The organism is Parasphaerochaeta coccoides DSM 17374 (assembly GCF_000208385.1).
Classification (GTDB): Bacteria; Spirochaetota; Spirochaetia; order Sphaerochaetales; family Sphaerochaetaceae; genus Parasphaerochaeta; species Parasphaerochaeta coccoides.
Map to the genome: position 1 here is coordinate 755,405 of NC_015436.1, position 25,402 is coordinate 780,806.

The window sequence follows — 25,402 nt, forward strand, 5'->3', positions numbered from 1 at the left end:
GGAACCTCCCTATACACATATTACAAATATTTATATGTAAAGAAAATAAATGCGACAATCACACAGAGGATTCCAAGAATCCTGAACCGGGATACAATCTTGTTTTCCGACATTCCTTTTTGTTCGTACATATGATGGATAGGAGCAATGCTGAAAAACTTCCGACCCCACGCCCGTATGGTTACAATCTGGAGAAGGGATGTCATGAACTCAACAAGGAATACTCCCGAAGCAAGAAGTGCAATCAATTCTATCTTGAGCAACAAAGCCGTCACAGCAATTAAAGTTCCCAAGGCATGGCTTCCACAATCTCCCATGAATACCTGCGCGGGATTGCTGTTATACCAAAGAAAAGCCAGTAGTCCGCCGAGGAAGGCACAGATAACCAAGGCAAGATGCAAGGAAGAACCGGAGATGACGGATTGTATGACGCTGCTTCCGAAGCCAAGTCCAAAAATAATCGCGATAAGAAAAAACAACACAAGGATTGAAAACCCGGTTCCTGCCGCCAGCCCATCAAGTCCGTCGGTGATATTCACGGCATTCACGAAATACAGGATATAAAACAAGGCGGCAATCTGATACCATGCGCCGATATCAATTGTTTTTGCAGGATTCCAAGGCAGACTTATGTGTGTAGAACGCATCCCGGAATATGAATTGACCAGAAACATTACGATGCCTGCCGCAATGATTTGCATGGCCATCTTCTGTCGAGATGTGATTCCATCGCTTGAGTTTTTCGTGAGCTTGGCATAATCATCGATGAATCCGATGCATCCAAAAATCCAGATGGCAACCAAAGGAATCCACGTATAACTTTCCCGCAAATCTCCAAGGAGAAAAACTGATAATGTCGTTCCTAAGATGAAAGCGATTCCTCCAAAGGAAGGCGTCCCGGCTTTCTTCATCTGAGAGACGGCCAATTCAAGTTTAATAGGAATAGAGATTGCGGATATTTTTCCCCTGCTGATTATCTTCCGGCACACCAAAGATGTCAGCACATAAGATAATAAAAGTGCTGAAAAAATCAGCACTGTCTTCCACATGGAACTCAATTCATACTGTAGCATCATGCGTAACATTGTCTGTCACCTCCAAGGATGGCATTCTTTGCTGTGATTACAGGAAGGAACTTTTCCATTGCCATGCCGCGAGAACCCTTCACCAACACCAGGTCACCCCGATGGATGTTCCGCTCCAACGCTCGATTCACTTCATGTTCATCGTCTGAGTAGACAAGCTGTCCCGCATATCCGCCGGAACGTAAGATATTCCATGTTTTCTTTGTGTCAGTTCCATACAGGAACACACTGGAAGGCGATGCTAAAAGCAAACGTCTGCCAATCATCTCGTGCGCACGGTCAGAATAGCGGCCAAGCTCCTTCATGTCTCCCAGTACGACTTTCTTGTCACCCTTCCATGATGTAGCCGCCATGAAATCCAGAATTGAAGTGGTCGATGACGCGGCTGCGTTATAGTAGTCCTCTATGACAGTGACATCTCCCGAAACTACCCTGCTCCGGCCTTCAAGGTTTTCCACTTTCTCAAGACCATGCTTGATAAACTCCTCACCGACTCCAAGATGCCGGGCAACAGAAATTGCCGCAAGAGCATCCTTCAAGGAGTGTTTTCCTATGGCGGGCACATGAATCTCAGTACCTTGGTATATAATCGTCCAGCCAAGAAGCCCCTCATCCCTGATGCCTGTTACTCCTTCGGTGGCATGGATTCCCCAGAAACCCTGAGGGTGTCCGGCAATGTGTTCCATTGCCTTGCGGCTCGGCTCATCCATTCCCATGAAATAACCGTTCCGCGCATTTTTCAACAACTTACCTTTCTCAGTCATGATTGCAGAGATACTACCTAGTTTCTCAGCATGAGAAATGCCAATGTTAGTCAGGACAGCATGATTGGGAGCAAGCATTCCAAGCATTGTATCCATCTCGCCAATATGGTCTATCCCCATTTCAAAGACGCCATATTTATGATGATCCCCAATCTGCATGAGACTTAGAGGCAATCCGAGTGTTGAATTGTAATTTCCTGGAGTCTTGACCGTAGGAAACTCTTGGGAAAGAATGGAAGCCAACATTTCCTTCGTAGTGGTCTTGCCGCAGCTTCCTGTTATCCCAATTGTTGTAACTCCGTTCAGCAAAGAAACATATTCCGTTGCCATCCGGTAAAGGGCATGCAAGGGTTCCTTGGCTACGAGTGCCCATGTACCCGTCCTGTCCAGCAAAGTAGCAAATTCTCCGCACCTTGATTCATGAAGCAGGACAGTCGTGGCTCCACGGGAAATTGCATCCGGAATCCAGAGGTGTCCATCGCTCCGGGATCCAGGCAAGGCTATGAAAAGGCTCCCGGCATCACAAGAGCGAGAGTCTATGGTAAGATTGCGGATAAAGCTGGCTTTGCGACGGGAACGCGGCCTTCTGAGCATGCAGCCGCCGAGCGTTGCAAGATAGTCAGCCGTGGCATCATGCTTACCCAGCGCAATTTTCATCTTCCACCTCAATCCGCTTGTAGCGTTGTGTGCGGGGCAGCAATCACCAGAATATCGGCTTCACCGATCGTTTTTTCTACATGCCTGCCGACAATACTCGTGTTGTCAGTTTTACTCCCGATTATGGAAGCAATCATCGGCGCGATGCGGGTAAAGACCATATCCTGCCGGATGGCATTTCCACTGAGAGTTTCTGGCATACGGGCTTTTGCCACCCGCGCCTGAAGCATTCTGTGCTGTTCTTCAAGCGCTGTCATGGTTTTCTGGGATTTCTGGAGCTGCATGTTCAACGACCTGTTCTCACCTGCTTGCCACACAGGAATGAAAACGCAGGCAAACACGACCAAGAGCATCATAACGAATAAAGTTTTCTCTCCACGGTTGAAATTTTGGGCATGTGACGTGTAAGAATGATGTTTATCCATTTTCATAATCTCCTGCTTTCTCAATGACGCGCAGTTTTGCGCTTCTTGCGGCAGGATTTCTCCTGCATTCATCCTCTGAAGGGACAATGGGTTTCTTCGTGATGATGGCAAACGGTGGGAACGTGCTTGCCGTCTTCTTTTCCCTGGTTTCCTCCGTATCCCAAGCTGCTTCCTTGAAGATCCATTTCACTTTGCGGTCTTCCAAGGAATGAAAGGTGATGACGGCTATCCTTCCTCCTGGACGTATTATCTTCAAGGCAGCTTCAATCGCTGGCTTGATTCTATCAAGCTCATGGTTCACTTCTATGCGCAAAGCCTGGAAGGTTTTTGTGGCGGGGTGTATCCGCCCAAATCTGTATGCCGGCGGCACGGCGGATTTAATCAGTTCGGCCAGCCGGTCACTGTATGTCAGGCGTTCTTCAGCGCGGGCACGGCAGATGGCTGCGGCAATCTTTCGGGAATGACGTTCTTCCCCGTAAGCATAAATTATGTCCGCCAACCGTCTTTCTTCATATGTATTGACGATATCCGCGACTGAAATAGCATCCTGCGCATCCAGACGCATGTCCAGCGGCTCCGGTTTCTGGAAAGAGAACCCCCTGCCCGACTCAACGTAATGAAACATTGAAATACCAAGGTCAAACAGAATGGCATCTGGAGCAGTGCCTTCATATGTCGTCAGGAAGTCATCGAACCATGTCAGAGTCGGAATGAAACGTCCGCCATATGACTCAAGCCGGGTACGGGCTTTTTTCTGGATTGCTTCATCCCTGTCAAGGCCGATGACAGTCAAGTTCGGATGCCGCTCAAGCATCATGCCTGTATGCCCGCCTTCTCCTGTAGTGCAGTCAATCATCAAGGCAGGAACATCCAAAGGAATGACAAGGGCGTCCAAGACTTCTTCCGCAAGGACGGGTTGATGGACATATTCGCTCATTCCTTCCTCCTTGCGTCTTCACGAAGATCCTCGCTTAAAGCCTGGGAAGCTGCCGCGAAGTCCTGTTCGCTCATGCTGAAATATGCTTCATAGTTCTTTACATTCCAGAGTTCCAGATAACTGCTGACACCCAGGATTACCGATTCTTCTCTGACAGTCAGTTGTACGCTCTCTCTTAGGATGGCTGGAATGTTTATCCTTCCTGCCTTGTCAATCTCACATTCCTGAGCTCGCGCAATGATGAAATGTTGTAAGAGGCGTAGCTTGTTGTCGAACATGGCTCCCGGTCCGTCCATGATGCGGCGTCTCAATGATTCGAAGTGTTCAGGAAGAAGAAGCCACAGACAGTTCTCCACGCCGCGCGTGACAATGAGCGTATCGCCAGCAATAGCGGCACGCAACTTGGAAGGAATGAGTATCCGGCCCTTTTCATCGAGGGTGTTCCTGTACTCACCTGTCAGCAACATTACAAACTCCCTGTTCTGAGTGGTTTTGCACCACTTCTTTAAATATTTTCTCCACTTCTTACCACAAAGCTACACCTTCACCCACCAACACTCAACAATCGTAATAACCCAACGGATGGGTTTTATGTGACAAATGGGGAATAGTGCTTAACGGACGTTAAGTCTCAAAAAAAAGGAAGCAGGCTTTGGCCAGATAAGACTGGATGGAAACGAGAAAACCATCAGTCTACGTTAACGGAGTACTTCTTGGGCATATAAGGACGTATAAAGAAACCGCTGCCTTCCAAAGCAGCGGTCGTTGACGGGAATCCTTTGGGTGAAAAGTGTTTATTGTTGGGATGGTATGAATATATTGTAATCCATATCCGGGAAAATATTGTCGCGTTCTTCAGCCTTGATTAACCATTCCGTGTTCACGGCATTGCGAGCCATGTTGTCATACACGGCTGTGAAATTCTCAAGATGCTCTCTCACCCTTTTCTCAGGATATTCGACGGAAGTCTTGTTATGGATGATGAACGGCCAGTCGCTTGCCATGGCAAGCAACAGTTCCCGTGCCGCCTGGTTAAGACAACGCTGCCTCAAAGATGTCTGGTCAGGAAACCTGACTGCCATTTCCTCCATCCGCTTGATAGCCATATGGATATGTCGGTACATCCATGAATTTTTCCCGTTCAGCCAGACGGTAGAATACCCTCCCGTTCCCCAGCTTGAGAAACCAGGAGTCAATGTTTGTAGTGAATCTTCCATGGAAGAACCAAGCACATCCATGGGGGAATCAAACACAATGTCAGGACAGGAGGCGGATTTTCTGATGACAGCTTCAAGCCAATCCACGCCCTCAAACCACCAGTGTCCGAAAAGCTCGGCATCAAAGGCAATGGTATGGGAAGGCTCTACATCTATCAGAGAATCAATATTTTGTCCTGTCCGCCTGATTTCATAGAGAAAATTATCAGCATGCATCTGGGCTTTCTCATGAGCTTTTTGTGGAACATACGTTTTTTTCTGATCAGTATGGCCAGTGACCGCGCAATACTTGAACCCGGTGAACACACGAACATCAGGCTCATGGATATAAGGCCGGATATAGTCAAGGGGGAGGTCATAACCGATATCACGGTAGAATTCCCTGTAGTCCGGGTCTCCAGGATATCCTTCTTCATTGGACCACACAAGGTTGGTAAGATGATAGTTGAGAGGGAAAGCCGCGACGTTGCCAGGCGTCATCACCGGGGAGAACATGCCGCGGAAAGCAGGAGTATCGGCCAGCGCAAGGGATGAAGCCGCAATGGGAAACCATGAGATTCCCTGTCGACGGAGATATTCCTCGAATCCCGGCACGTATCCGCATTCAGGAAGCCAGAATCCCTTTGGTGACTTCTTGAAATGCCTGATGTAGGACTGGATTGCGGTTTCGACCTGGGCATAGATTGCAGTAGGAAATTCGGCGTATAACGGCAGGTATGCATGAGTAGCGGCGGTCGTGATGATATCGAGATGCCCACTTTCCTCAAGGTTGCGGAAACCTTCAAGAACATCATATTGATACAAAGCCGTATAATCGGAATACGTCTGCTCATATATATCGCTGTACATGCGGGCAAGAGGCAGACATTCCGGCTGCTCCGCCTCGCACCGCTCTATTTCCTTCCGGCCTAATTCTCTGTGGATTTCAACATACGAAAGAAATCTCTGGCGGAGAGGTTCGTCGTCGAGCATGGCGCACAAAGTCGGAGAAAGACTGACCGTCACCTTGAAAGGTACGCCATCCGCGCGAAGACGCCGGAATGCACGAAGCAAGGGAAGGTAGGATTCCACGATTGACTCGAACAACCAGTCTTCTTCAAGGAACCTTGTGTATTCAAGATGCCGGACAAACGGAAGATGTGCCTGTAGGATGAAATGGACATGGTTCTTTTTCATCTGCCTGCCTCCACTGCGCCATGGACCAAGGCAGATACCCAGTCTGAAATAGTGCGGTTATCAATCAATGTGCCGCCCTTGGTGATGAGAGGGCAGATGTTCAACGTAAAGGTTCGGGGATCGATAAACGTCCGATCCTGCTCCCACCACCATGGAGAAACCAAGGTGACGACTTGTGAACGGCACAACTCCTTGTCGCCTTCACTTGTCCTGCACATGAGACGTACCATGTACCAGCTCCTGGGATTGGGAATGTTGATGTTCCATTCCCTGTCTTCAGAACCTATCTCGATATCGAACGACTCAATCTTATGCCTGTCAGATGGATCCACTATCTCGACATTCAGGTGGAACACCAGTTGTGTTGAAGACTGGTCTCCCAGTTTTTCAAGGACAAGGGGGGAAATATTCCAGTAGGCATGCGCCCATCCGGGTTCGCGAAGCATCACGTGGATGCTTGTAGCAGCATATGCGGATGGCAACGCCACGACACCAGGAAGATTGGAAACATGCTCCGAGTTGCCTCTGAAATCGGTCAATGTATTGATGTATCTCCTGCGGGTAATCCTCTCCCGTGCATTATAGTCCGTGGATAGTTCACCATTTTCGGTCTCATACAGCTCCTCAAGTGCCTCAATGAGGTTCTGACGCTCAAGGGAATCCCAATCGTTCATGCCTTCCTGTTGAGCAATGTATTGCAGTTCAGTAGTAGACAAGGCTTCTATGTTGATGAGAACCACCGCGGTTCCTCCTCTGGAAAATGAAGGTATATGAAGCGCAGCACGTGTCGGTAGTCAATCGTAGTTGAATCAGTTTTGTTAGTCAACAGGACTTGCCGGACATGAATGACATTGAATGATATGAATGACGCGCATGGAGCAAAAACCATTCCCCTTAACCAGGCTTTCACCTTACAGATTTTTCTGGTATCATCTGTTTCATGGACGATGTACAGACACAGAAGAACACTCTGGTTGGAAACAAAGCCGGAGTCCCGGTGATTCTCCATGGTCATTTTTATCAGCCGCCACGTGAAAACCCTCGCACAGGTATCATTCCCGTACAACCTTCTGCCCGGCATTATTCTGATTGGAATGAACGTATATTGGCAGACTGTTATTCAGCCAACGCCTTTTCCCGTTATCTGACCAACACAGGACGAATCGAAAGCATTACGAACAATTACAGTTGGATTTCCTTCAACTTCGGCCCTACCCTGCTGTCGTGGATTAAGAAACAAGCTCCTGTGGTATATGAGCGCATACTCGCCGCCGATGCCGAAAGTACAGTCAGGCTCGGACATGGCAACGCAATGGCACAAGCATTCGGACACAGCATCCTTCCCCTCGACAATGCCCGCAACAGACTGACGCAGATTCGCTGGGGGTTGGATGATTTTTCCTCACGCTTCAAACGGGCGGCGGAAGGACTTTGGCTTCCGGAGACGGCAATCAACGGAGATGTCATCGATACTCTGGTGGCTGAAGGCGTGCGTTTTGTCATTCTTTCTCCGTGGCAGGCGTCTGCGGTCGAGACAAGCAAAGGAACGTGGGACGACCTTGACGGAGCTCCGGCTCCATATGGCAGACCCTATATCATCACTGGTTCCACAGGACGCACGCTTACGGCGTTTTTCTACCATCCCGGACTGGCGGAAGGAATCAGCTTCGGTCATTTGCTCCACGATGCGGACAATCTCTATGAACGCATACGAAAAATCCGCCTGGACGATGGTCAGTCGTTGATACATACCGCGACCGATGGAGAAATCTACGGCCACCACGAACCATACGGGGACATGGCCCTTGCCGCGCTTATCCGTAAAATCAACGACCGTGGGGAGTTTTTCCTGACAAATTACGCCACGTATCTCGATTCCCATCCTGCGGAACTTCATGCCCGACTGAAACCGGGTGAAGGTCGCAAAGGGACATCATGGTCGTGTTTCCATGGAGTTTCACGCTGGTACAAGGACTGTGGCTGTCATACCGGTGGCGATGATTCCTGGAACCAGAAATGGCGCACTCCTCTGAGAACAGCATTTGAAAACAACGAGAAACGACTGGATACTATCTTCAAGGAAAGTTTCATGAAGATTGCCGGTATTGAGGATCCTCGTGCCGCGGATGATACACTGCTCCGTTACGGTCCGGTGGCAGGAGAAGAAATGGATGGAAAAACCTTCCTGGACAACCTTGATGCCACAAGACTCCTTGACGATTCCCGGCGTTCATCCCTTGCCATTCTTCTTGACGGCATGAAGAACCTTCTCTATTCCTACACAAGTTGCGGCTGGTTCTTCAATGACATCGCGGGCATTGAACCACGCCAATGCATATCCTATGCTCTCTCCGCCATTTCCACGTTCTCACGGTTCTCATCAGGAGAAGACTTGCTTGCGCCTTTCCTTGCTGATTTGAAACCAGCGCGTAGCAATGAAAAACCATGTCTCAATGGTGTTGAAATCGCCATTCAGGAAAACGGAGGCATCTCCGGTTCGCATGAAGCCGCGCTTTTCTTCTTTCTGAACACGAAAATGGCAAAACCTTTCGACCGACAGGAGCAGTATGGCTACTTCAGACTCCTTGACTGCACGTGGAATGGAGACAGGAATGCTACCATACGTTTTGTAGATACCTGCCGGCAGATCGTTTTTTCCGCAGACGTAGAACAGACTGATGAGGCATCCCTGAACCTTGTCATCGCAGTCACCGATGCGTGGGAAACTGATTGTGGCCGCCTCTCATTGACCTTGTACGATATACCTGCACGGTTGCTGAAATCCGTATATTCATGGATCTCTCATTCACTGGCTACGGTCACTAACAATGATATTCCTTCCATAGCCAATGATATCGCGAATTACTCCCTTGTAGTAAAGAACACCAAATTCCAACCTTTCGAAACCTTATGGGTAGAGAACATCGGCACTGCCATCCTGACCATCAGGAGTTTATTCGCTCTGTCCGCTGAAAAATCTTGGCCAGAACGCAAGGAAAGCATTGAACAACTTCTGGGTTTCATCGTGATTCGAGGTCGGCAGGCAGAGATTTCCACGGTTTCCTCCATCTTTTCAACCGAAATCCGCAAAGTTGCCCAAACCATCATGGCCGGAACGCTGGATGATCAAATCACAGAATATGTACTGGATCTCATGAGAATCAGCAAGACGCATAATCTGGTGCCTGACATGACATCCATGCAGAATGCTTTCTATCCATACGCGTCGGATGAAAAGATAAGTTCCGTCGGTCAGCCGATGATGGAAAAACTCAGGAATGAGTTGAACTTTGCATAGGATTGACACCGGATTCCTCAAGAAGCAGCCGGGCATGTTCCCGTGAGATGGGAGTGTCCTCGCCGCTCAACATGCGGGCGATTTCTTGTATCCTTGGCTCTCCGGTACAGGGAAAAATTTCTGTCCTGGTACGTTCTCCGACGGTCTTCTTGGCCACGACAAACTGTATATGGGCACGCGCAGCGATTGTCGCCAGATGCGTGATGACCAGTACCTGCCGATGCTCCGCAAGACGTTGGAGCTGCTCCCCGACAGCATGAGCGACAGCTCCCCCGATGCCTGCGTCAATTTCATCAAAAACGAGAGTGTCAACACTGTCCGCCTGAGCCAGTACCGTCTTCAGCGCAAGCATGACACGGGACAGTTCTCCTCCGCTGGCAATTGACTTGAGGGGACGGGGGATCTCTCCCTTGTTGGCAGAAAATAGAAATTCAACATCATCTTGTCCGGAAAGACGGCGATTCCCTTTGTGAACCTCAATCGGGAAAATAGCATCTTTCATTCCCAAGAGATGGAGCAGAAATTCAATCTCCCTGCCCAGCTCCAAGGCAGAGGCTCCGCGAGCGGCTGAAAGTTCGTCGGCACGTTTCTGTACGAGTTCATCCTGTTCTTGCATACGGGCACGCAGTTCTTCACGCTTATCCTCCCCGCTTACAGCCAGTTCTAATTTTTCACGGGCGTTCCGTGCAAATATCAGGACTTCACTGAGGGATGGCCCGTATTTTTTCTTGAGTCTCTGGATTTCAGCCTGCCGTGCTTGAAGACTGTCCAGTTCTTCAGGAGAAAAGAATAGTGTCGCCATCCTCTCTTTTAGCGTTTCACGTATATCTTCGGCTTCCAGTCTCAGACTTTCCAGCCGCTGGGCAAGTTCTTGCAAGGAGGAATCGACATGTGATGACCGTGCCAGAGCAGCCACCACATCATGCAAGGCAGGCAGAACCCCTTGTCCTCCTGCGTCTCCTTTCAATAATCCAGCGGCAAGTTCCATGTTCTCATGAAGGATTTCCGCGTGAGAAGCCCGTGCCAGCTCGGCGGCAAGGTTGTCATCCTCTCCTTCCTGAAGTTTCGCTTTTTCAATCTCATTGCATGCATAGCTCAGATAATCAGTTTCACGGGCTCCCGCCGCTATCATGGCTTCAAGCTGTTGCAGTTCCTTGGTGAGTCGCTCATGTTCCTTGTATGCCATCCCATACCTTTCACGTACATCGTCCAAATGTCCGAAGTCATCCAATACGCGTCGTTGTTTATCCGGTGAAACCAGTGACTGGTGCTCATGCTGTCCGCTGATATCAAAAAGGAAACTGCCAAGGGATTCCAGTTCCTGCCGGGTGACTGTCTGCCCTTGTATGTAGATATGGTTCCGGCCATTGTCTTTGACAACACGCCGGAGAGTGAGGATTCCGTCATCGGTCTCTAGTTCTCTTTCCTTGAGCCATTCGTTCACAGGGTCGTTATCACTGATATATAGCTCAGCGCTGATGACAGCTTCTTTTTCGCCGGTTCTGACTACCGTGGCATCGCATTTTTCACCAGTCAGTAGTCCGATTGCGCCGAGAATGATGGATTTTCCTGCTCCAGTTTCGCCGGAGAGCACCGTAAAACCACTGGTGAAATCTATATGCACATCCTCGATGAGCGCATAATTGCTTATTTGCAGATGTTCAAGCATGCATGCCTCCGGACCAGGAAAGTTTATCTCGGATGACTTCGATGAAGTTTCTGCGTTCACTGGTGACAAGCAAGGCTTTTTTCTCCGCCTTCTGGACAACAATCACATCGTTCTCGACTATCTTGCAATTCTGTTGACCATCGACCGTAAGCATGACTTCAGTCCGCTGTCCATGGGGAACAATGACTTCCACTTTTGCCTGTTCTCCTATGACCAGAGGGCGGTTGGACAATGTAAAAGGACAGATTGGTGTGATTATCAGCGCAGACAGGTCCACATCGAGAATCGGTCCTCCTGAGGCAAGATTATATCCTGTGGAACCAGTAGGCGTGCAAATCAGCATACCATCGGAACGAAAGAGTCCTGCTTTTGTACCGTTCACCAACAGTTCCAGGTGAACAATCTTGGAAATTCCGGAAGCATTTATCGCTGCTTCGTTAAGACCATAGCGTTGCCAGATCAGCTCTCCTTTGCGTAGCACCGACACTTGGATCATCAGGCGTTGTGAGATATGACTTTGCCGTGAGATGTATTGTTCATATGCCTCTTGCCATTCATTGGCAGCAACCTCAGTGATATAGCCGAATGTACCCAAGTTGACGGCAAGGATGGGAATTTGATGCACCAGGAGGGAACGCGCACAGTACAAGACAGTACCGTCGCCTCCCAAGCTGATGGCAAGGTCGGTATCCGGACGCACGACGATATCAGTGGAAACACCGGGACCGCTGGTGAAAATATCAATGAGAATCCCTCTTTCAAGGAAATAGGATGTCATGTGTCGCGCGATAGCTTCTGCCGCAGGTTTTGACGTATTGGCGACCAAAGCAATCCTACGTACCGCAATATTCGTGCTGGACATAAGTATCTCCTTCTTCAGGGTAAATGGGAAATCACACGATTCAAGGTTTCTATGTCATCACTTTTCAAAAAAGGATAAATGGGAAATGACATGCCACGCAGAATCATGGGAATCCCATGGGGAAATATATCGAACCGGTCAGTGAAGGCACTTCCGACGCACCCGTCAAATGGATTAAGTGTCGATATACCGTATTTGGCCGCAAATTTCGCGACATCCTCTGGCTTTGAATCAAGAAGAACGGTGAAATCATGTCCATTTGCGTCAAAAGCAATGTCCTTGATGCCAAAAACCTTGTGAGGAGTCTTCATCAATGATTTCTTGAACTGTCTGTACAGCTCCATCCGCCGCTTCACCTGAAGATCAAAAGTTTCAATCTGCACAATTCCCAGAGCCGCATTCATATCTGGCATTTCAATGAATGCGAGGTCAGAACCCAGGATATCGTCCGGAAAAGATGTCATTTTTGATTTTTTCGCCAAAATACACACCGCGCCTCCGCCCGTCGAAACTATGTTGCATTCCTCACAGGCACAGACAATGACATCACCCTGCGCACCGGGAATAAGTTCCTCGAACTTGCTTCCCAAACTCTCAGTGATATCCTCGACAATTTTCATGCCGCATGTCGTATAGTCCGCTTCAAAGGGAAGCGTACCTGATGGTTCATGGAGCAAGAGTATCTGCGCTCCTTCTCCTGCCAAGCGAGTTGCTTCAGCAAGGGAAATACACCCTGTCGTTGGATCGATGTCACCAAGAACAAGCGTGGCACCCAGCATGGAAGCGACACGTGCATAGACTCCAGGCGACAGGACAGATGTTGCAATGATGCTTCCCTCTCCTGCTCCGAGAGTTTGCAGTGCCACGGATAACGCATCCGGATAGGAACGCAAAGCCATGCCGCGGCTTTCAGACTGGTCGATTAATGTGCTAAAAAGCCGGACAAATTCTTTTTTTCGTTCGCCGGGACCGATTTTCTCATCCACCATCGTTTGCAGGACGGCAGTCATATCACTTCGTCGTAAAGTAGGTTTGCTGAATCTGATGAGTGCCATGGATCACTTCCTCCCGCGCATGAATCCTATGGACAAGGATACGCAAGAACATCGGCATTGGCAAGGCGCAAATGGTTGTCCGCATACCGAAATCTATGCTTAATTACCGCTCATTACGTCTCAGCCTTTATGTCCGTTACTTCTGAATTAACAATGTCTGAATGTTATTCTTTACACGCCCAATCAGGAAAGACAAGAGATACTCGTCATGTCATAGAAAATATATCTCTGTCCTGAGTAGGAAAAAAGGGATGTTGCTGGGGAGATTGCGATGCGGGCGTGATCATCCCCCATCCCGGCCTGCCCACGTCCCCCGCCGCGGTACTCCGGGGATGAGGGCATAAAAAAAGGCCCGGCGGCGACCTACTCTCCCGCGAAAAACGCAGTACCATCGGCGCGAGAGTGCTTGACTGCCGTGTTCGGGATGGGAACGGGTATGACCACTCTGCTATGACCACCGGGCCGGCTGCCCCCTGCGCTCCCTCCGATCCGGAAGAGGCGCGGGCGCAGCCCGCTGTGTGCGGGCCGGAACAAGAATATGGTCAAGCCTCACGGCTGATTAGTACCGGTCGGCTGAACATGTTGCCATGCGTACACCTCCGGCCTATCGACCAGGTAGTCTCCCTGGTTCCTTCAGTCCCCTCGTGGGGGACGGGATGTCTCATCTTGAGGCAGGCTTCCCGCTTAGATGCTTTCAGCGGTTATCCCTGCCGGACGTGGCTACCCGGCGCATGCCGCTGGCGCGACAACCGGTACACCAGAGGTCCGTCCACCTCGGTCCTCTCGTACTGAAGGCAGGCCCTCTCAAACATCCAACGCTTGTGGCAGATAGGGACCGAACTGTCTCACGACGTTCTGAACCCAGCTCACGTACCGCTTTGATTGGCGAACAGCCAAACCCTTGGGACCTGCTCCAGCCCCAGGATGCGATGAGCCGACATCGAGGTGCCAAACCTTGCCGTCGATATGAACTCTTGGGCAAGATCAGCCTGTTATCCCCGGAGTACCTTTTATCCGTTACGTGACGGCGCTTCCACGCGCTACCGCCAGATCACTAAGACCTACTTTCGTACCTGCTCGGCTTGTCGGCCTCGCAGTCAAGCCACCTTGTGCCTTTACGCTTGCCGGATGATTCCCAACCATCCTAAGGTGACCTTCGCGCGCCTCCGTTACCCTTTGGGAGGCGACCGCCCCAGTCAAACTTCCCGCCTGGCACTGTCCGCCGCCCCGCTTCAGGGGCCGCGTTAGGGAATTGCACGCGCAAGGGTGGTATTTCACCACTGGCTCCGCGCAGCCTGACGGCCACGCCTCCTCGCCTCCCACCTATCCTACACATGCGCGTCCAACTCTCCGTACCAAGTTGAAGTAAAGGTTCACGGGGTCTTTCCGTCTGACCACAAGTACCAGGCATCTTCACCTGGACTTCAATTTCACCGGATCTCACGTCGAGACAGCGCCCAAATCGTTACACCATTCGTGCGGGTCGGAACTTACCCGACAAGGAATTTCGCTACCTTAGGACCGTTATAGTTACGGCCGCCGTTTACCGGGGCTTGAATTCGCCGCCTCGCCTTGCGGCTCACGGCTCCTCTTGACCTTCCGGCACCGGGCAGGTGTCAGTCCATATACTTCCCGTCGCCGGTTCGCATGGACCTGTGTTTTTGGTAAACAGTCGCTTGGGCCATTTCTCTGCAACCCGCCTTCGCGGGCCATGCTTCTCCCGAAGTTACGCATGCATTTTGCCGAGTTCCTTGACGTGAGTTCTTCCGTGCGCCTTCGCATTCTCAGCTCGCCCACCTGTGTCGGTCTCTGGTACGGTCCCCCCATGCATATCCTTAGGGATTGTTTCCCGGCACGACAGCTCCACGCGCTTCGCCTCCCCGTAGGTCGGCTCGCATTCGCACTTCCCCTCAGACGCCGGATTTGCCTGGCGTCCTCAACAGACCCGTGCTTGGACCGGAACTACCGTTCTCCGGCCGCGCTTCGCTCTATGCGTCATCCCGTCGGTGCATGGGAAGGTACGGGAATGTTCACCCGTTTCCCATCGGCTACGGCCTTCGCCCTCGCCTTAGGGGCCGACTGACCCTTGGGCAGATTACCTTTACCCTGGAAACCTTAGGCTTCCGGCGGACGGGGATCTCACCCGTCTTTTCGTTACTCATGCCTGCATCCTCTCTTCCATCCCGTCCAGCAGCCCTCCCGGGCTCCCTTCCTCCGTACATGGAATGCTCCCCTACCCGCAGCGTCTCGCGCTGCGCCATGGCTTCGGTGACATGCTTAGCCCCGTTACATTGTCGGCGCGCGGCTACTCGACCAGTGAGCTGTTACGCACTCCTTCGAGGAATGGCTGCTTCTAAGCCAACCTCCTGGCTGTCTGCGCAACCGCACTTCCTTTCCCACTTGGCATGTCTTGGGGACCTTAGCCGATGGTCTGGGCTGTTTCCCTCTTGACGACGGCCCTTATCAGTCGCCGTCTGACTCCCGCATATTGGCTCTCGGCATTCTGAGTTTGGTTGGACTTGGTACCCGGTGAAGGGCCCGCATCCATCCAGTGCTTTACCTCCGTGAGCGTCCATGCGAGGCTAGCCCTAAAGCTATTTCGGGGAGTACCAGCTATCTCCAAGTTTGTTTAGCCTTTCACTCCGATCCACAGCTCATCCCAACCCTTTTCAGCGGATTTAGGTTCGGCCCTCCACCGCATCTCACTGCGGCTTCAGCCTGGCCATGGATAGATCACTTGGCTTCGGGTCTGCCCCACGCAACTCTCGCCCTCTTCGGACTCGGTTTCCCTACGGCTCCGGGACTCCTATCCCTTAACCTCGCTACGTACGGCAACTCGCAGGCTCATTCTACAAAAGGCACGCCACCACAGGATCGCTCCCGCTGTGACCGCTTGCAAGTCTACGGTTTCAGGTTCTCTTTCACTCCCCTCCCGGGGTCCTTTTCACCTTTCCCTCACGGTACTATGCGCTATCGGTAGCCGCCAGTGTTTAGCCTTGGAGGGTGGTCCCCCCTGCTTCCGGCTGGATTCCTCGTGTCCCGCCGTACTCAAGGCGCACGCCCACACAGCGCACCAGGCTTCGCGTACCGGGCTTTCACCGTCTTTGGCGGGCCTTCCCAGACCCTTCCGCTCACCTGTGCCTTTCTCTCTGTGCGGGGACCCTCGGCGGTCCCCCGGCATGCCCTTACAACCCCCCTGACACAACGCCCCGAGGCTATGCGCGCCAAAGGTTTGGGCTCCTCCCCGTTCGCTCGCCGCTACTGGGGGAATCTCGTTTGATGTCTTTTCCTGCAGGTACTCAGATGGTTCACTTCCCTGCGTCTCCTTCCGCCTGCTATGTATTCACAGCGCGGATGCGCGGGTCTTCCCCGCGCGGGTTACCCCATTCGGACACCCATGGATCACCGGATGTTGGCTCCTCCCCATGGCTTTTCGCAGCTGACCGCGTCCTTCCTCGCCTGGCGGCTCCCAGGCATCCTCCGTAGACCCTTCTTCGCTTGACCATATTTTTCTTCCAGCCCGTCTCTCGTTGATGTCAAAAATCTCCTGGAGGCAAGGGGATTCGAACCCCTGACCCTCGGCTTGCAAAGCCGATGCTCCGACCAGCTGAGCTATGCCCCCGGTCTCCGGTCATCGGCGAACTTGGGAAGAAGAAGGTGATGTAAGGGGGCAAGGGCCCGTGCAGGTCCTTCCTCCTGCTGGACAACGTCCGTTTGTCTGCCTCCAGGACTTCCGTCCCACAGGCTCCCTTTCTTCTCAGAAAGGAGGTGATCCAGCCGCACCTTCCGGTACGGCTACCTTGTTACGACTTCACCCTCCTCACCAGGCATACCTTCGGCACCTCCCCCCTCGCGGTTGGGACAGCGACTTCGGGTACCCCCGACTCGGATGGTGTGACGGGCGGTGTGTACAAGGCCCGGGAACGTATTCACCGCGCCATGCTGATGCGCGATTACTAGCGATTCCAACTTCATGGACTCGGGTTGCAGAGTCCAATCCGTACTGAGACCGGCTTTCGCGGTTCGCTCTCCCTCGCGGGTCCGCTTCGCTCTGTACCGGCCATTGTAGCACGTGTGTGGCCCAGGGCATAAGGGCCATGATGACTTGACGTCGTCCCCACCTTCCTCCGGTTTGTCACCGGCAGTTCCGTCCGAGTCCCCATCTTCACATGCTGGTAACAGACGGCAGGGGTTGCGCTCGTTGCGGGACTTAACCCAACACTTCACAGCACGAGCTGACGACAGCCATGCAGCACCTGTCCGGCGGCCGCAAGCGGCCCATGGGTCTCCCCATGGTTCCCCCGGATGTCAAGCCCTGGTAAGGTTCCTCGCGTATCATCGAATTAAACCACATGCTCCACCGCTTGTGCGGGCCCCCGTCAATTCCTTTGAGTTTCACCCTTGCGGGCATACTCCCCAGGCGGCACACTCAGTGCGTTAGCTCCGGTACCGGGGGCTACCCCCCGACACCTGGTGTGCATCGTTTACTGTGCGGACTACCAGGGTATCTAAACCTGTTCGCTCCCCGCACCTTCGCGCCTCAGCGTCAGTACATGCCCAGGCAGTCGCCTTCGCCTCCGGTGTTCTTCCAGATATCTACAGATTTCACCCCTACACCTGGAATTCCACTGCCCCCTGCTGTACTCAAGCCATGCAGTTTCCCACGCATACCCCCGGTTGAGCCGGGGTCTTTCACATCGGACTTGCATGACCGCCTGCGCGCCCTTTACGCCCAATAATTCCGAACAACGCTCGCCCCCTACGTGTTACCGCGGCTGCTGGCACGTAGTTAGCCGGGGCTTATTCCGGGATTCACGTCATCACCCGCCCATTCCCTGGCAGGCTTATTCCCCCTCCCGAAAAGAACTTTACAACCTCACGGCCTTCTTCGTTCACGCGGCGTCGCTCCGTCAGGGTTCCCCCCATTGCGGAAGATTCTTAGCTGCTGCCTCCCGTAGGAGTCTGGACCGTGTCTCAGTTCCAATGTGGCCGTCCACCCTCTCAGGCCGGCTACCCATCGTCGCCATGGTGGGCCGTTACCCCCCCATCCAGCTAATGGGCCGCGGACTCATCTCCCAGCGGGGCCGTGGCCCCTTTCCCCGCAGGGCTCTACCCCTGCGGTCGTATCCGGTATTATCACCTGTTTCCAGGTGCTGTCCCCAACTGGGAGGCAGATCATCCACGTGTTACTCACCCGTCCGCCGCTCTCCAGGGCCGAAGCCCCTTCCCGCTCGACTTGCATGCTTAAAACGCGCCGCCAGCGTTCGTTCTGAGCCAGGATCAAACTCTCCGTCATGGTAGTACGGGTTCCGAAGAACCCGCCTCTTCTATAACTGTTCAATCCCAGTCCCCCCCCGTCCCCCTTCGCCCTCGCGGGCTCTGGCTTCCAGGGGCTGAACAAAGCTGTCGCTCTGTCCTCTTATTATTTCAAAGAATTGACTGGAAAGCCCTTTGCTTCCCTTACACAGACTTTCGTCTCGCCGCGCATCTGCGCGGCTCCTTCTTCTTCCCTACGCTCTACCTTTCATAAACCAGAGGGTTTCCCCGGACGCCTCGCGGCGTCCCGGCCTCCCGCCCCTTCTCAAGGGCTCGGCTACTGTAGCAGGTTCCTCATCCTCAGTCAACTACTTTCCTCTTTCTTTTCTCTCTTCCCCCCTTTTTTCCGCTTTCCCTCTCCCGCCTCCCTCCCAATGCTTTTTTTGTCTTTTTAATCTTTTTAGGCTTATTTTCCTTTATCAGCAGTAGACAAATAATGAATGATTAATGATAATTAATATTGATAAAGGCAGAGCATATTCGGCTTTGCAAAAACTATATTATAGGAGAATGTCATGAATAACCTTATTGGTCAGGAACTTCCTGAGTTCGCGCTCCAGGCATATCACAAGAATGATTTCCGCCAAATCTCACGCAAGGATGTCTTGGGAAAATGGAGTGTTTTCTTTTTCTATCCGGCGGATTTTACTTTTGTCTGTCCTACTGAACTTGCAGATGTCCAAGCTCATTATGAAGAAATAAAGAAGCTGGACACCGAGGTTTACTCTGTTTCAACTGACAGCCATTTTGCTCATATGGCTTGGGCGGATACTTCAGAAACCATCAAGAAAATAAACTTTCCCATGCTGGGAGATCCCGCAGGCAAGCTTGCATCATTCTTTGGAATCCTGGTGGAAGATGACTGGCAAGCGCTGAGAGGAACCTTCATCGTTGATCCCGAGGGAATCATACGTGCCTATGAAGTCCATGACATGGGCATAGGTCGTGATGCTGAGGAGCTGGTCAGGAAAATTTCGGCGGCACAGTTCGTTCGGAAACATGGTGACCAGGTATGCCCGGCAAAGTGGAAGCCAGGTTCCAAGACCTTGACACCAGGAAAGGATCTCGTCGGAAAAATCTGACATCGCAAAAAACATCGTAAAAAATAGACTCAAAATCGGGCAGATGATCATGATACGTGATGTCTGCCTGATTAATTTTTGCCAGTAATCCAGGGAATTGCAAACAACATCGCTCCACTTATATCCTGATTATATCCTGAAACACCAACCACACCTTCTTCTTTTCCATGTGTATGGAGATGAAAGATGTTGATATTCAGTCACCTTGCCCAGGGTTATCGGGGCATATGCATCCAGATAGAAGCGGATGTACGCAATGGTTTTCCAGGATTCGATATTGTGGGACTACCGGACAGCACAATCAGGGAGGCACGTGAACGGATTCGTTCTGCCATAAGGAACAGTGGTTTCAAATTCCCTGCCCAGAGAATACTGGTCAACCTGGCACCTGCCCATATTCCCAAGACCGGTACGGAACTCGATGCAGCTATCGCAGTTGCCATCTTGCTTGCCGGCATTCATGTCCTTTCACTTCCCGCCGCGCCCCTCATGATCACCGGGGAACTTGCCCTTGACGGGCACATCAGGGGCAACATGTCTCTTTCAGCGGTGGAGAGCGCACGACTTGTCGGATGTCGGACAATTCTTTCGCCTGAATCACATCTCGCCAGCCTTAGTTACAATGAACAAAATGAGCATCACAGTCCAGAAAACCATCAGGATACTATAGTCGTGCACCCTGTGCGAACCTTGAAGGAAGCATTCCAGGCGGCACAAGAACATATAAAAAACCACAAGTCAATAATCACTTCGGTAAAGAAAGACAATGAATCCTACCCATTGCCCCCGTTGTCACCTTTCCAAGGAATCACGGGAATGAAAGAAGCAAGGAGAGCATTGGAAATAGCGGCAGCCGGACGACATGATGTATTGTTGTTCGGTCCTTCCGGCTCTGGAAAGACTATGATAGCCTCCCGTTTTATCCAGCTCATACCACCTCTCGGCTCCATGGAAGCCAAGGAAAGACTTCTTGTGTGGGAGTCATGCAGAAACAGACAAGAAGCGCAGGAAGGAATTGGTACAATCCTTCCCCACGACTGTACTTCGCGCCAGGTGTTAGGATCCATCCGTACCGCCTCCCCTGGGCAAGGAGCGCTGCATCATGGTTCAGTTCTGTTTCTCGATGAAATAACTGCTTATGCGCCGAAAGTACTGGAGACAATCAAAGAAATACATGATGAAGGAAAAACTATCCTGCAAATGAATGACGGCAGGCATATTGTCTATCCTTCGGTCTTTCAAGTCATTGCGACCATGAATGCATGTCCCTGCGGTCGTCTGGGCATGGAAAAAAATAGTTGCCTGTGCTCAGATAAGGAAATCCGCCATTTCTGGAAAAAAGTACCCGCTCCAATCCTTGATCGGTTTGATATCAGGCTTCCCATCATACCGGAAGATTTCTCCGTCCCTTTGGAAACATCACAGGATGATGAACTCCCGGCACGGATTACCAATGCGGTATGCCGTCAAGACGAGCGTTTTGCAGAGAGTCCTCAACATTATCATAGGAATGGCGATATTGTACGCGGGCCAGCACTGGATTTTTTTCCTAAGTTACCAGAAATCCTGAAACTTCTGCGTTCTTTTCCCGCAACGGCGAGCTTCTCGGTACGCGGCTTATTATGTACTGCGGCTGTCGCACGGACCATTGCTGATTTGGATGATAGTGATTCAATCCGTGCTTGCCACATGGAGGAAGCAATCGGAATGCGCAAGTTCGCAGGAACAGACATTTTCTGGAGGAACTTGTAATTCAAAAAATCCCCGCCATGTCAGGGACGGGGATTAATCCACATGTAAACATTACACATTTTAAAAAACAAACCAACGAAACCGTTAGTTGGATATCGTTATCCTTGATAATAAACAACGATATCATTGCATGTCAACAAGAAAACATGTATATGTGAGGACAATTTGTTATAGTTTCTAACTATGAACAAAGAGAACCTCGCAATGGATTTTTGGGGACGCGTCGAAGAACTCCAGAAAAGGAAAGGTATTACTTTGCGAGAGGCTTGTGAGAAAGCCGGTCTGAACTATGGAACCGCTATCAATCAGAAAAGCAATGCTACTTTGCCAAATCTTGTTTCAGGAGTTCTCCTTGCCAGGCAGTTTGATACTTCGGTCGAGTGGCTGCTGTTTGGGAATGTCGGCCTTTCGAACTCACAAAAATCTCTTTGGAATGCGTTTTCGGCTGTCGTAGAGAAAGATGAACTTTACAATATCGTCAAAAAACTTCCTCAGCTTACCAGTCGGAAACTTCAAGCTATCGGCACATTGCTTGAAGACCACATCCAGGAGTGAAATGATAACGTATTTCTATAACAGAAAAAGTATCTTTCACTGACCATTGTGAAGGATGTTTGACGTGTGTCCACCTTTGTCCACCCAAGGCGATGCATCTGAAAAATGAGAGAAGCAACAAACGGTGGATAAACCCGAAAGTATCATTGAATGAAATCATCGTAGCCAATAATCACTTAAACCCATAGGCGTATCACACCGCATAATGACCTCATCTATAGGTGAAAACACTTAGAAGATTATAGGGGGAATTACCTATTTATGGTTATCAGAGGCAATGATACCATACCTTAAATATGTAATTCGACATCATTACTCTCGGTAATGCGTCGTTGAACAGATGTTGACTAAAAATTAAGCAGACGGGAATTGCTTTCTGGTCGGCACGGCTGAAACGGAGGGATATGTAATGGGAATGGAAAGAAGTTTGTCAAAGAAATTCAGGAACAACGTGACTTCTTATGCATTCCTCATTCCTTGGTTGCTCGGTTTCTTTGTCCTGACCGTATACCCCATGGTGTACTCCCTTTACCTTTCTTTTACCGAGTATAACATCCTCCAACCGCCAAAGTGGGTTGGCTTGCGAAATTATTTTGTCATGTTCGGTGGCAACAAACTGTATCAGGGGGACGAAAGATTCCTCAACTCCCTTTTCGTGACATTGAAGTTCGTGTTCATTTCTGTTCCGCTCAAACTGGTCTTTGCGCTTGTCATAGCCATGGTGATGAACAGAAAGCTCAAGCTGATGCCCCTCTACCGCGCGCTTTACTACATACCCACTTTGCTTGGCGGGTCAGTGGCGATAGCTGTGCTATGGCGACGCCTTTTCGCCGGCGACGGAATCTTCAACCTTATCTTGAAAAACATCTTCAGCGTGTCGAATCCTCCATCGTGGATATCAGACCCACGGTATGCCCTTTCCACGTTGATTATACTGGCCGTCTGGCAGTTCGGCTCCCCTATGATTATCTTTCTCGCGGGACTTCAGCAGATACCGAAAGAATACTATGAAGCCTCCGCTGTAGACGGGGCAGGAAAGACTTGGCAGCTTTTCTCCATTACATTGCCTTGTCTCTCCCCTATCATAATGTTCAACTTCATCATGCAGATGATCAGTGCATTTCAGTCTTTCACCCAGGCTTTCGTCGTGTCAGGAGGGTCGGGAGGGCCACTTGATTCCACCATGTTCTATAGCCTGTACCTGTATATAAAGGGCTTCGGGTTTTCCGAGATGGGGTATGCATCGGCCATGGCGTGGGTGCTTCTGATTGTGATTGCCGCATTGACAGCGCTGTCTTTCAGGTTCTCCGGCAGGCTCGTCTCCTACGGCAGCGGAGAATAACCCATGAAAAAGATAACCAAAGACCACATCTCCAACACCATTGTGAACATCGTCATCATTGTCATGGCATTCGGGATGCTCTACCCCGTCCTTTGGCTGATATCCGCTTCATTCAAAGTCCCCAATACGATTTTTCGGGATGCAGGGCTGATACCTGAGGCATTCACGTTGCAGAACTATACGAATGGATGGAAAGGCATTGGCATTGTCGGATTCGACACATTCTTCCGGAACTCCTTTATCATCAGCTTATTTTGCATCATCGCAAATCTTGTCTTCTGTTCGCTGACGGCATATGCTTTCGCGCGGCTCGAATTTTCTGGAAGAAAGATATGGTTTGGCATCATGATGCTGACACTTATGCTGCCGGGACATGTGACCACCATCCCCCGCTACATCCTTTTCAGATCTTTCGGCTGGCTCGATTCCATCTTGCCTATCGTAGTACCCAAGTTTTTCGCTACGGACGCGTTCTTCATCTTCCTGCTCGTCCAGTTCATCAGAAGCTTACCCAGGGAGCTGGATGAGGCGGCACTGATTGACGGCTGCGGCAAGTTCGGAATCTACGGGAAAATCATTCTGCCAATGACTGTCCCCGCATTGATTACCACGCTTCTGTTTACCTTCCTATGGACATGGGATGATTTCTTCAACCAGCTTCTCTACCTCAATTCACCCCAGAAATATACTGTACCAATGGGACTAAGGCTTTTCCTCGATGCCTCAGGAGTTTCCTCCTGGGGATCAATGTTCGCCATGTCAGTACTTTCGCTGGTTCCCTGCTTTATTCTGTTCGTATCACTACAAAAGTATTTTGTACGGGGAATTGCTACTACGGGTATCAAGGGATGATATCATCCCACAAATAAAGAGGAGATTTCACAATGAAAAAAGCATTTTTGCTTCTTATCATTCTTCTGGTTGCTACCTCCATGGTATTCTCAGCCGGAACCAAAGAGAGCGCGGGAGCTGCCACTGCCAGTGCCAGCGGAACAGTCCGATGGGCGTACTGGGGCGGCGAAGCTCGTATAACCCGCAGCGCACAGGCGGTGCTGCTGTTTGAATCCGCAAATCCGGGCATCAAGGTGAACATGGAACCTTCCGGCGGCTCAGGTGACCACTTTGTGAAGGTAGATACGCAGCTGGCAGCAGTAAGCGGTCCGGACATTATCCAGATGGGCGGTAACATTGATGACTACATCAAGAGAGGCGCATTGCTTCCCTTGAATGGCTATGTCGGTACGATACTCAACACATCAGTCATTGATCCCGGAGCCATAGAAGCGGGAAGTCGAGACGGAAACCTCTATGGTGTAACCACCGGAGCAAACATGCCAGCTCTCGTCTACAACAAATCCTTGCTGGAAAGAAGCGGAGCTCCGCTTCCCAAGGTAAGTATGACCTACGATGAGTTCCGCGCATACCTGTTGCTCATCAGAGACAAGCTCCCCAAGGGAGTGTATCCGATGATGGATATTGGTATTCTGTCCAGCAACTCGACTCCTTTCGGCTATTGGACGGGATACAACGGTACGCCTCTGTACAAGACAGCGGAAAACAGAACATACGTGACTCCCGCTGATGCCACGAAGTATCTTGAACTGTTCAAGGATTACAGGGACAATGGCCTGATTCCTCCGGCTGATGTGGCTGCGGCATATGCAGAGACCAATGCAGACTCCTCGGCAATCGTAGCGGGCAAGGTGGCCATAGGATTCCTCTGGACTAACCAGATTGGTGGATGGCAGGCAACCATGACTGATGAGATTGACTTCATCGAATTCCCTGGCGCAGCCGAGAAAAATTCGCTTTGGCAAACACAGAGTCAGTACTATACGGTGAACAAAGACGCAAAGAATCCAGAACTGGCGGTCAGGTTCATAAATTTCCTGGTCAACTCACCTGAAGCGGCTATTGTCTTGGGTAGTGATCGTGGTTCTTCCGCATCCTCGACAGCACGTGCCGCAGGCTCTGCAAGTGCTGCTGACCAGAAAATCCTTTCATACATGCAGGTTGCAGGTCCTCATACGTCGCCCGAAGGAGATCACGTACCTAATGATACGGAACTCAATAGCACTCTTTACTTGATTTATCAGAGGGTAGCTTTCGGCCAGATTACTCCGGCTGATGGCGGACAGCAGATTTACGACTTGCTCATCCGGCTGATTTCCAAGTAAGAAGCTGGATTTATCGCAAGACAGGAGATGGAA

17 protein-coding genes, 1 tRNA gene and 3 rRNA genes are annotated in these 25,402 nt (G+C 50.9%); 7 read left to right on the top strand and 14 right to left on the bottom strand.

Annotation, left to right across the window (positions count from 1 at the left end):
- Positions 1-20: 20 nt before the first annotated feature.
- From mraY to SPICO_RS03345, 7 genes are all read right to left on the bottom strand, one after another.
- Entirely contained in the window at positions 21-1,085 is a 1,065-nt protein-coding gene (gene mraY / locus SPICO_RS03315; protein ID WP_013739276.1) for a phospho-N-acetylmuramoyl-pentapeptide-transferase, read from the bottom strand.
- Positions 1,073-2,506, bottom strand: coding sequence for a UDP-N-acetylmuramoyl-tripeptide--D-alanyl-D-alanine ligase (locus tag SPICO_RS03320; RefSeq protein WP_013739277.1), 1,434 nt, complete (start codon positions 2,504-2,506; stop codon positions 1,073-1,075). Before SPICO_RS03320 ends, mraY begins: the two co-directional genes overlap by 13 nt.
- Before the next feature lie 8 nt (positions 2,507-2,514).
- Positions 2,515-2,931 (bottom strand): FtsB/FtsL family cell division protein, encoded by a 417-nt coding sequence (locus SPICO_RS03325; protein ID WP_013739278.1) that lies wholly within the window; start codon positions 2,929-2,931, stop codon positions 2,515-2,517.
- On the bottom strand, positions 2,924-3,868 hold the full coding sequence (gene rsmH / locus SPICO_RS03330; protein WP_013739279.1) for a 16S rRNA (cytosine(1402)-N(4))-methyltransferase RsmH: 945 nt from the start codon (positions 3,866-3,868) through the stop codon (positions 2,924-2,926). Before rsmH ends, SPICO_RS03325 begins: the two co-directional genes overlap by 8 nt.
- On the bottom strand, positions 3,865-4,335 hold the full coding sequence (gene mraZ / locus SPICO_RS03335; protein WP_013739280.1) for a division/cell wall cluster transcriptional repressor MraZ: 471 nt from the start codon (positions 4,333-4,335) through the stop codon (positions 3,865-3,867). Before mraZ ends, rsmH begins: the two co-directional genes overlap by 4 nt.
- Positions 4,336-4,662: 327 nt before the next feature.
- A complete protein-coding gene (locus SPICO_RS03340) occupies positions 4,663-6,261 on the bottom strand; it encodes a glycoside hydrolase family 57 protein (RefSeq protein ID WP_013739281.1) in 1,599 nt (532 codons plus the stop codon).
- On the bottom strand, positions 6,258-7,001 hold the full coding sequence (locus SPICO_RS03345) for a DUF4912 domain-containing protein (RefSeq protein WP_013739282.1): 744 nt from the start codon (positions 6,999-7,001) through the stop codon (positions 6,258-6,260). The genes SPICO_RS03340 and SPICO_RS03345 overlap by 4 nt, the downstream gene beginning before the upstream one ends.
- Before the next feature lie 200 nt (positions 7,002-7,201).
- Here SPICO_RS03345 and SPICO_RS09710 point away from each other — a divergent pair, with 200 nt between their 5' ends.
- Positions 7,202-9,559: a DUF3536 domain-containing protein gene (locus SPICO_RS09710; protein WP_013739283.1), complete on the top strand. Its 2,358-nt coding sequence runs from the start codon at positions 7,202-7,204 to the stop codon at positions 9,557-9,559.
- Here SPICO_RS09710 and recN read toward each other — a convergent pair.
- The 7 genes from recN to SPICO_RS03385 all read right to left on the bottom strand — a co-directional run bounded on the left by recN (position 9,534) and on the right by SPICO_RS03385 (position 18,441).
- Positions 9,534-11,228: a DNA repair protein RecN gene (gene recN / locus SPICO_RS03355; protein ID WP_013739284.1), complete on the bottom strand. Its 1,695-nt coding sequence runs from the start codon at positions 11,226-11,228 to the stop codon at positions 9,534-9,536. The genes SPICO_RS09710 and recN overlap by 26 nt on opposite strands.
- A complete protein-coding gene (locus tag SPICO_RS03360; RefSeq protein WP_013739285.1) occupies positions 11,221-12,090 on the bottom strand; it encodes an NAD(+)/NADH kinase in 870 nt (289 codons plus the stop codon). Before SPICO_RS03360 ends, recN begins: the two co-directional genes overlap by 8 nt.
- A gap of 14 nt (positions 12,091-12,104) precedes the next feature.
- Complete coding sequence (locus SPICO_RS03365) at positions 12,105-13,145, bottom strand: DegT/DnrJ/EryC1/StrS family aminotransferase (RefSeq protein WP_013739286.1); 1,041 nt, start codon at positions 13,143-13,145, stop codon at positions 12,105-12,107.
- Between the two features lie 350 nt (positions 13,146-13,495).
- Positions 13,496-13,607 (bottom strand): 5S ribosomal RNA (gene rrf, locus SPICO_RS03370).
- Between the two features lie 76 nt (positions 13,608-13,683).
- Positions 13,684-16,649: ribosomal RNA gene (locus SPICO_RS03375) — 23S ribosomal RNA — on the bottom strand.
- 44 nt (positions 16,650-16,693) lie between these two features.
- Positions 16,694-16,767, bottom strand: a tRNA-Ala gene (locus SPICO_RS03380).
- 139 nt (positions 16,768-16,906) lie between these two features.
- Positions 16,907-18,441: ribosomal RNA gene (locus SPICO_RS03385) — 16S ribosomal RNA — on the bottom strand.
- Together the 16S, 23S and 5S rRNA genes with 1 tRNA gene alongside form the textbook arrangement of a ribosomal RNA operon.
- Positions 18,442-18,976: 535 nt before the next feature.
- On the opposite strand from SPICO_RS03385, the gene ahpC reads away from it, so the two are divergent.
- The 6 genes from ahpC (at position 18,977) to SPICO_RS03415 (ending at position 25,369) form a co-directional block, all read left to right on the top strand.
- Positions 18,977-19,543 (top strand): alkyl hydroperoxide reductase subunit C, encoded by a 567-nt coding sequence (gene ahpC, locus SPICO_RS03390; RefSeq protein ID WP_013739287.1) that lies wholly within the window; start codon positions 18,977-18,979, stop codon positions 19,541-19,543.
- A 186-nt stretch (positions 19,544-19,729) separates the two neighbouring features.
- Entirely contained in the window at positions 19,730-21,295 is a 1,566-nt protein-coding gene (locus SPICO_RS03395; protein WP_013739288.1) for an ATP-binding protein, read from the top strand.
- A gap of 183 nt (positions 21,296-21,478) precedes the next feature.
- Positions 21,479-21,850, top strand: coding sequence for a hypothetical protein (locus SPICO_RS03400; protein WP_041395027.1), 372 nt, complete (start codon positions 21,479-21,481; stop codon positions 21,848-21,850).
- 415 nt (positions 21,851-22,265) lie between these two features.
- Positions 22,266-23,192, top strand: coding sequence for a carbohydrate ABC transporter permease (locus SPICO_RS03405; RefSeq protein ID WP_148228993.1), 927 nt, complete (start codon positions 22,266-22,268; stop codon positions 23,190-23,192).
- Positions 23,193-23,195: 3 nt separating this feature from the next.
- Positions 23,196-24,044, top strand: coding sequence for a carbohydrate ABC transporter permease (locus SPICO_RS03410; RefSeq protein WP_013739290.1), 849 nt, complete (start codon positions 23,196-23,198; stop codon positions 24,042-24,044).
- A gap of 32 nt (positions 24,045-24,076) precedes the next feature.
- The gene (locus SPICO_RS03415) at positions 24,077-25,369 is read left to right on the top strand and encodes an ABC transporter substrate-binding protein (protein ID WP_013739291.1); all 1,293 of its coding nucleotides are present in this window, start codon (positions 24,077-24,079) and stop codon (positions 25,367-25,369) included.
- Positions 25,370-25,402: the final 33 nt, after the last annotated feature.

Excerpts from the sequence above, each read along its gene's own strand:
- mraY (WP_013739276.1), bottom strand. The coding sequence starts at position 1,085 with ATGTTACGCATGATGCTACAGTATGAATTGAGTTCCATGTGGAAGACA.
- SPICO_RS03320 (WP_013739277.1), bottom strand. The coding sequence starts at position 2,506 with ATGAAAATTGCGCTGGGTAAGCATGATGCCACGGCTGACTATCTTGCA.
- SPICO_RS03325 (WP_013739278.1), bottom strand. The coding sequence starts at position 2,931 with ATGGATAAACATCATTCTTACACGTCACATGCCCAAAATTTCAACCGT.
- rsmH (WP_013739279.1), bottom strand. The coding sequence starts at position 3,868 with ATGAGCGAATATGTCCATCAACCCGTCCTTGCGGAAGAAGTCTTGGAC.
- mraZ (WP_013739280.1), bottom strand. The coding sequence starts at position 4,335 with ATGTTGCTGACAGGTGAGTACAGGAACACCCTCGATGAAAAGGGCCGG.
- SPICO_RS03340 (WP_013739281.1), bottom strand. The coding sequence starts at position 6,261 with ATGAAAAAGAACCATGTCCATTTCATCCTACAGGCACATCTTCCGTTT.
- SPICO_RS09710 (WP_013739283.1), top strand. The coding sequence starts at position 7,202 with ATGGACGATGTACAGACACAGAAGAACACTCTGGTTGGAAACAAAGCC.
- recN (WP_013739284.1), bottom strand. The coding sequence starts at position 11,228 with ATGCTTGAACATCTGCAAATAAGCAATTATGCGCTCATCGAGGATGTG.
- SPICO_RS03360 (WP_013739285.1), bottom strand. The coding sequence starts at position 12,090 with ATGTCCAGCACGAATATTGCGGTACGTAGGATTGCTTTGGTCGCCAAT.
- SPICO_RS03365 (WP_013739286.1), bottom strand. The coding sequence starts at position 13,145 with ATGGCACTCATCAGATTCAGCAAACCTACTTTACGACGAAGTGATATG.
- ahpC (WP_013739287.1), top strand. The coding sequence starts at position 18,977 with ATGAATAACCTTATTGGTCAGGAACTTCCTGAGTTCGCGCTCCAGGCA.
- SPICO_RS03395 (WP_013739288.1), top strand. The coding sequence starts at position 19,730 with ATGTTGATATTCAGTCACCTTGCCCAGGGTTATCGGGGCATATGCATC.
- SPICO_RS03400 (WP_041395027.1), top strand. The coding sequence starts at position 21,479 with ATGAACAAAGAGAACCTCGCAATGGATTTTTGGGGACGCGTCGAAGAA.
- SPICO_RS03405 (WP_148228993.1), top strand. The coding sequence starts at position 22,266 with ATGGAAAGAAGTTTGTCAAAGAAATTCAGGAACAACGTGACTTCTTAT.
- SPICO_RS03410 (WP_013739290.1), top strand. The coding sequence starts at position 23,196 with ATGAAAAAGATAACCAAAGACCACATCTCCAACACCATTGTGAACATC.
- SPICO_RS03415 (WP_013739291.1), top strand. The coding sequence starts at position 24,077 with ATGAAAAAAGCATTTTTGCTTCTTATCATTCTTCTGGTTGCTACCTCC.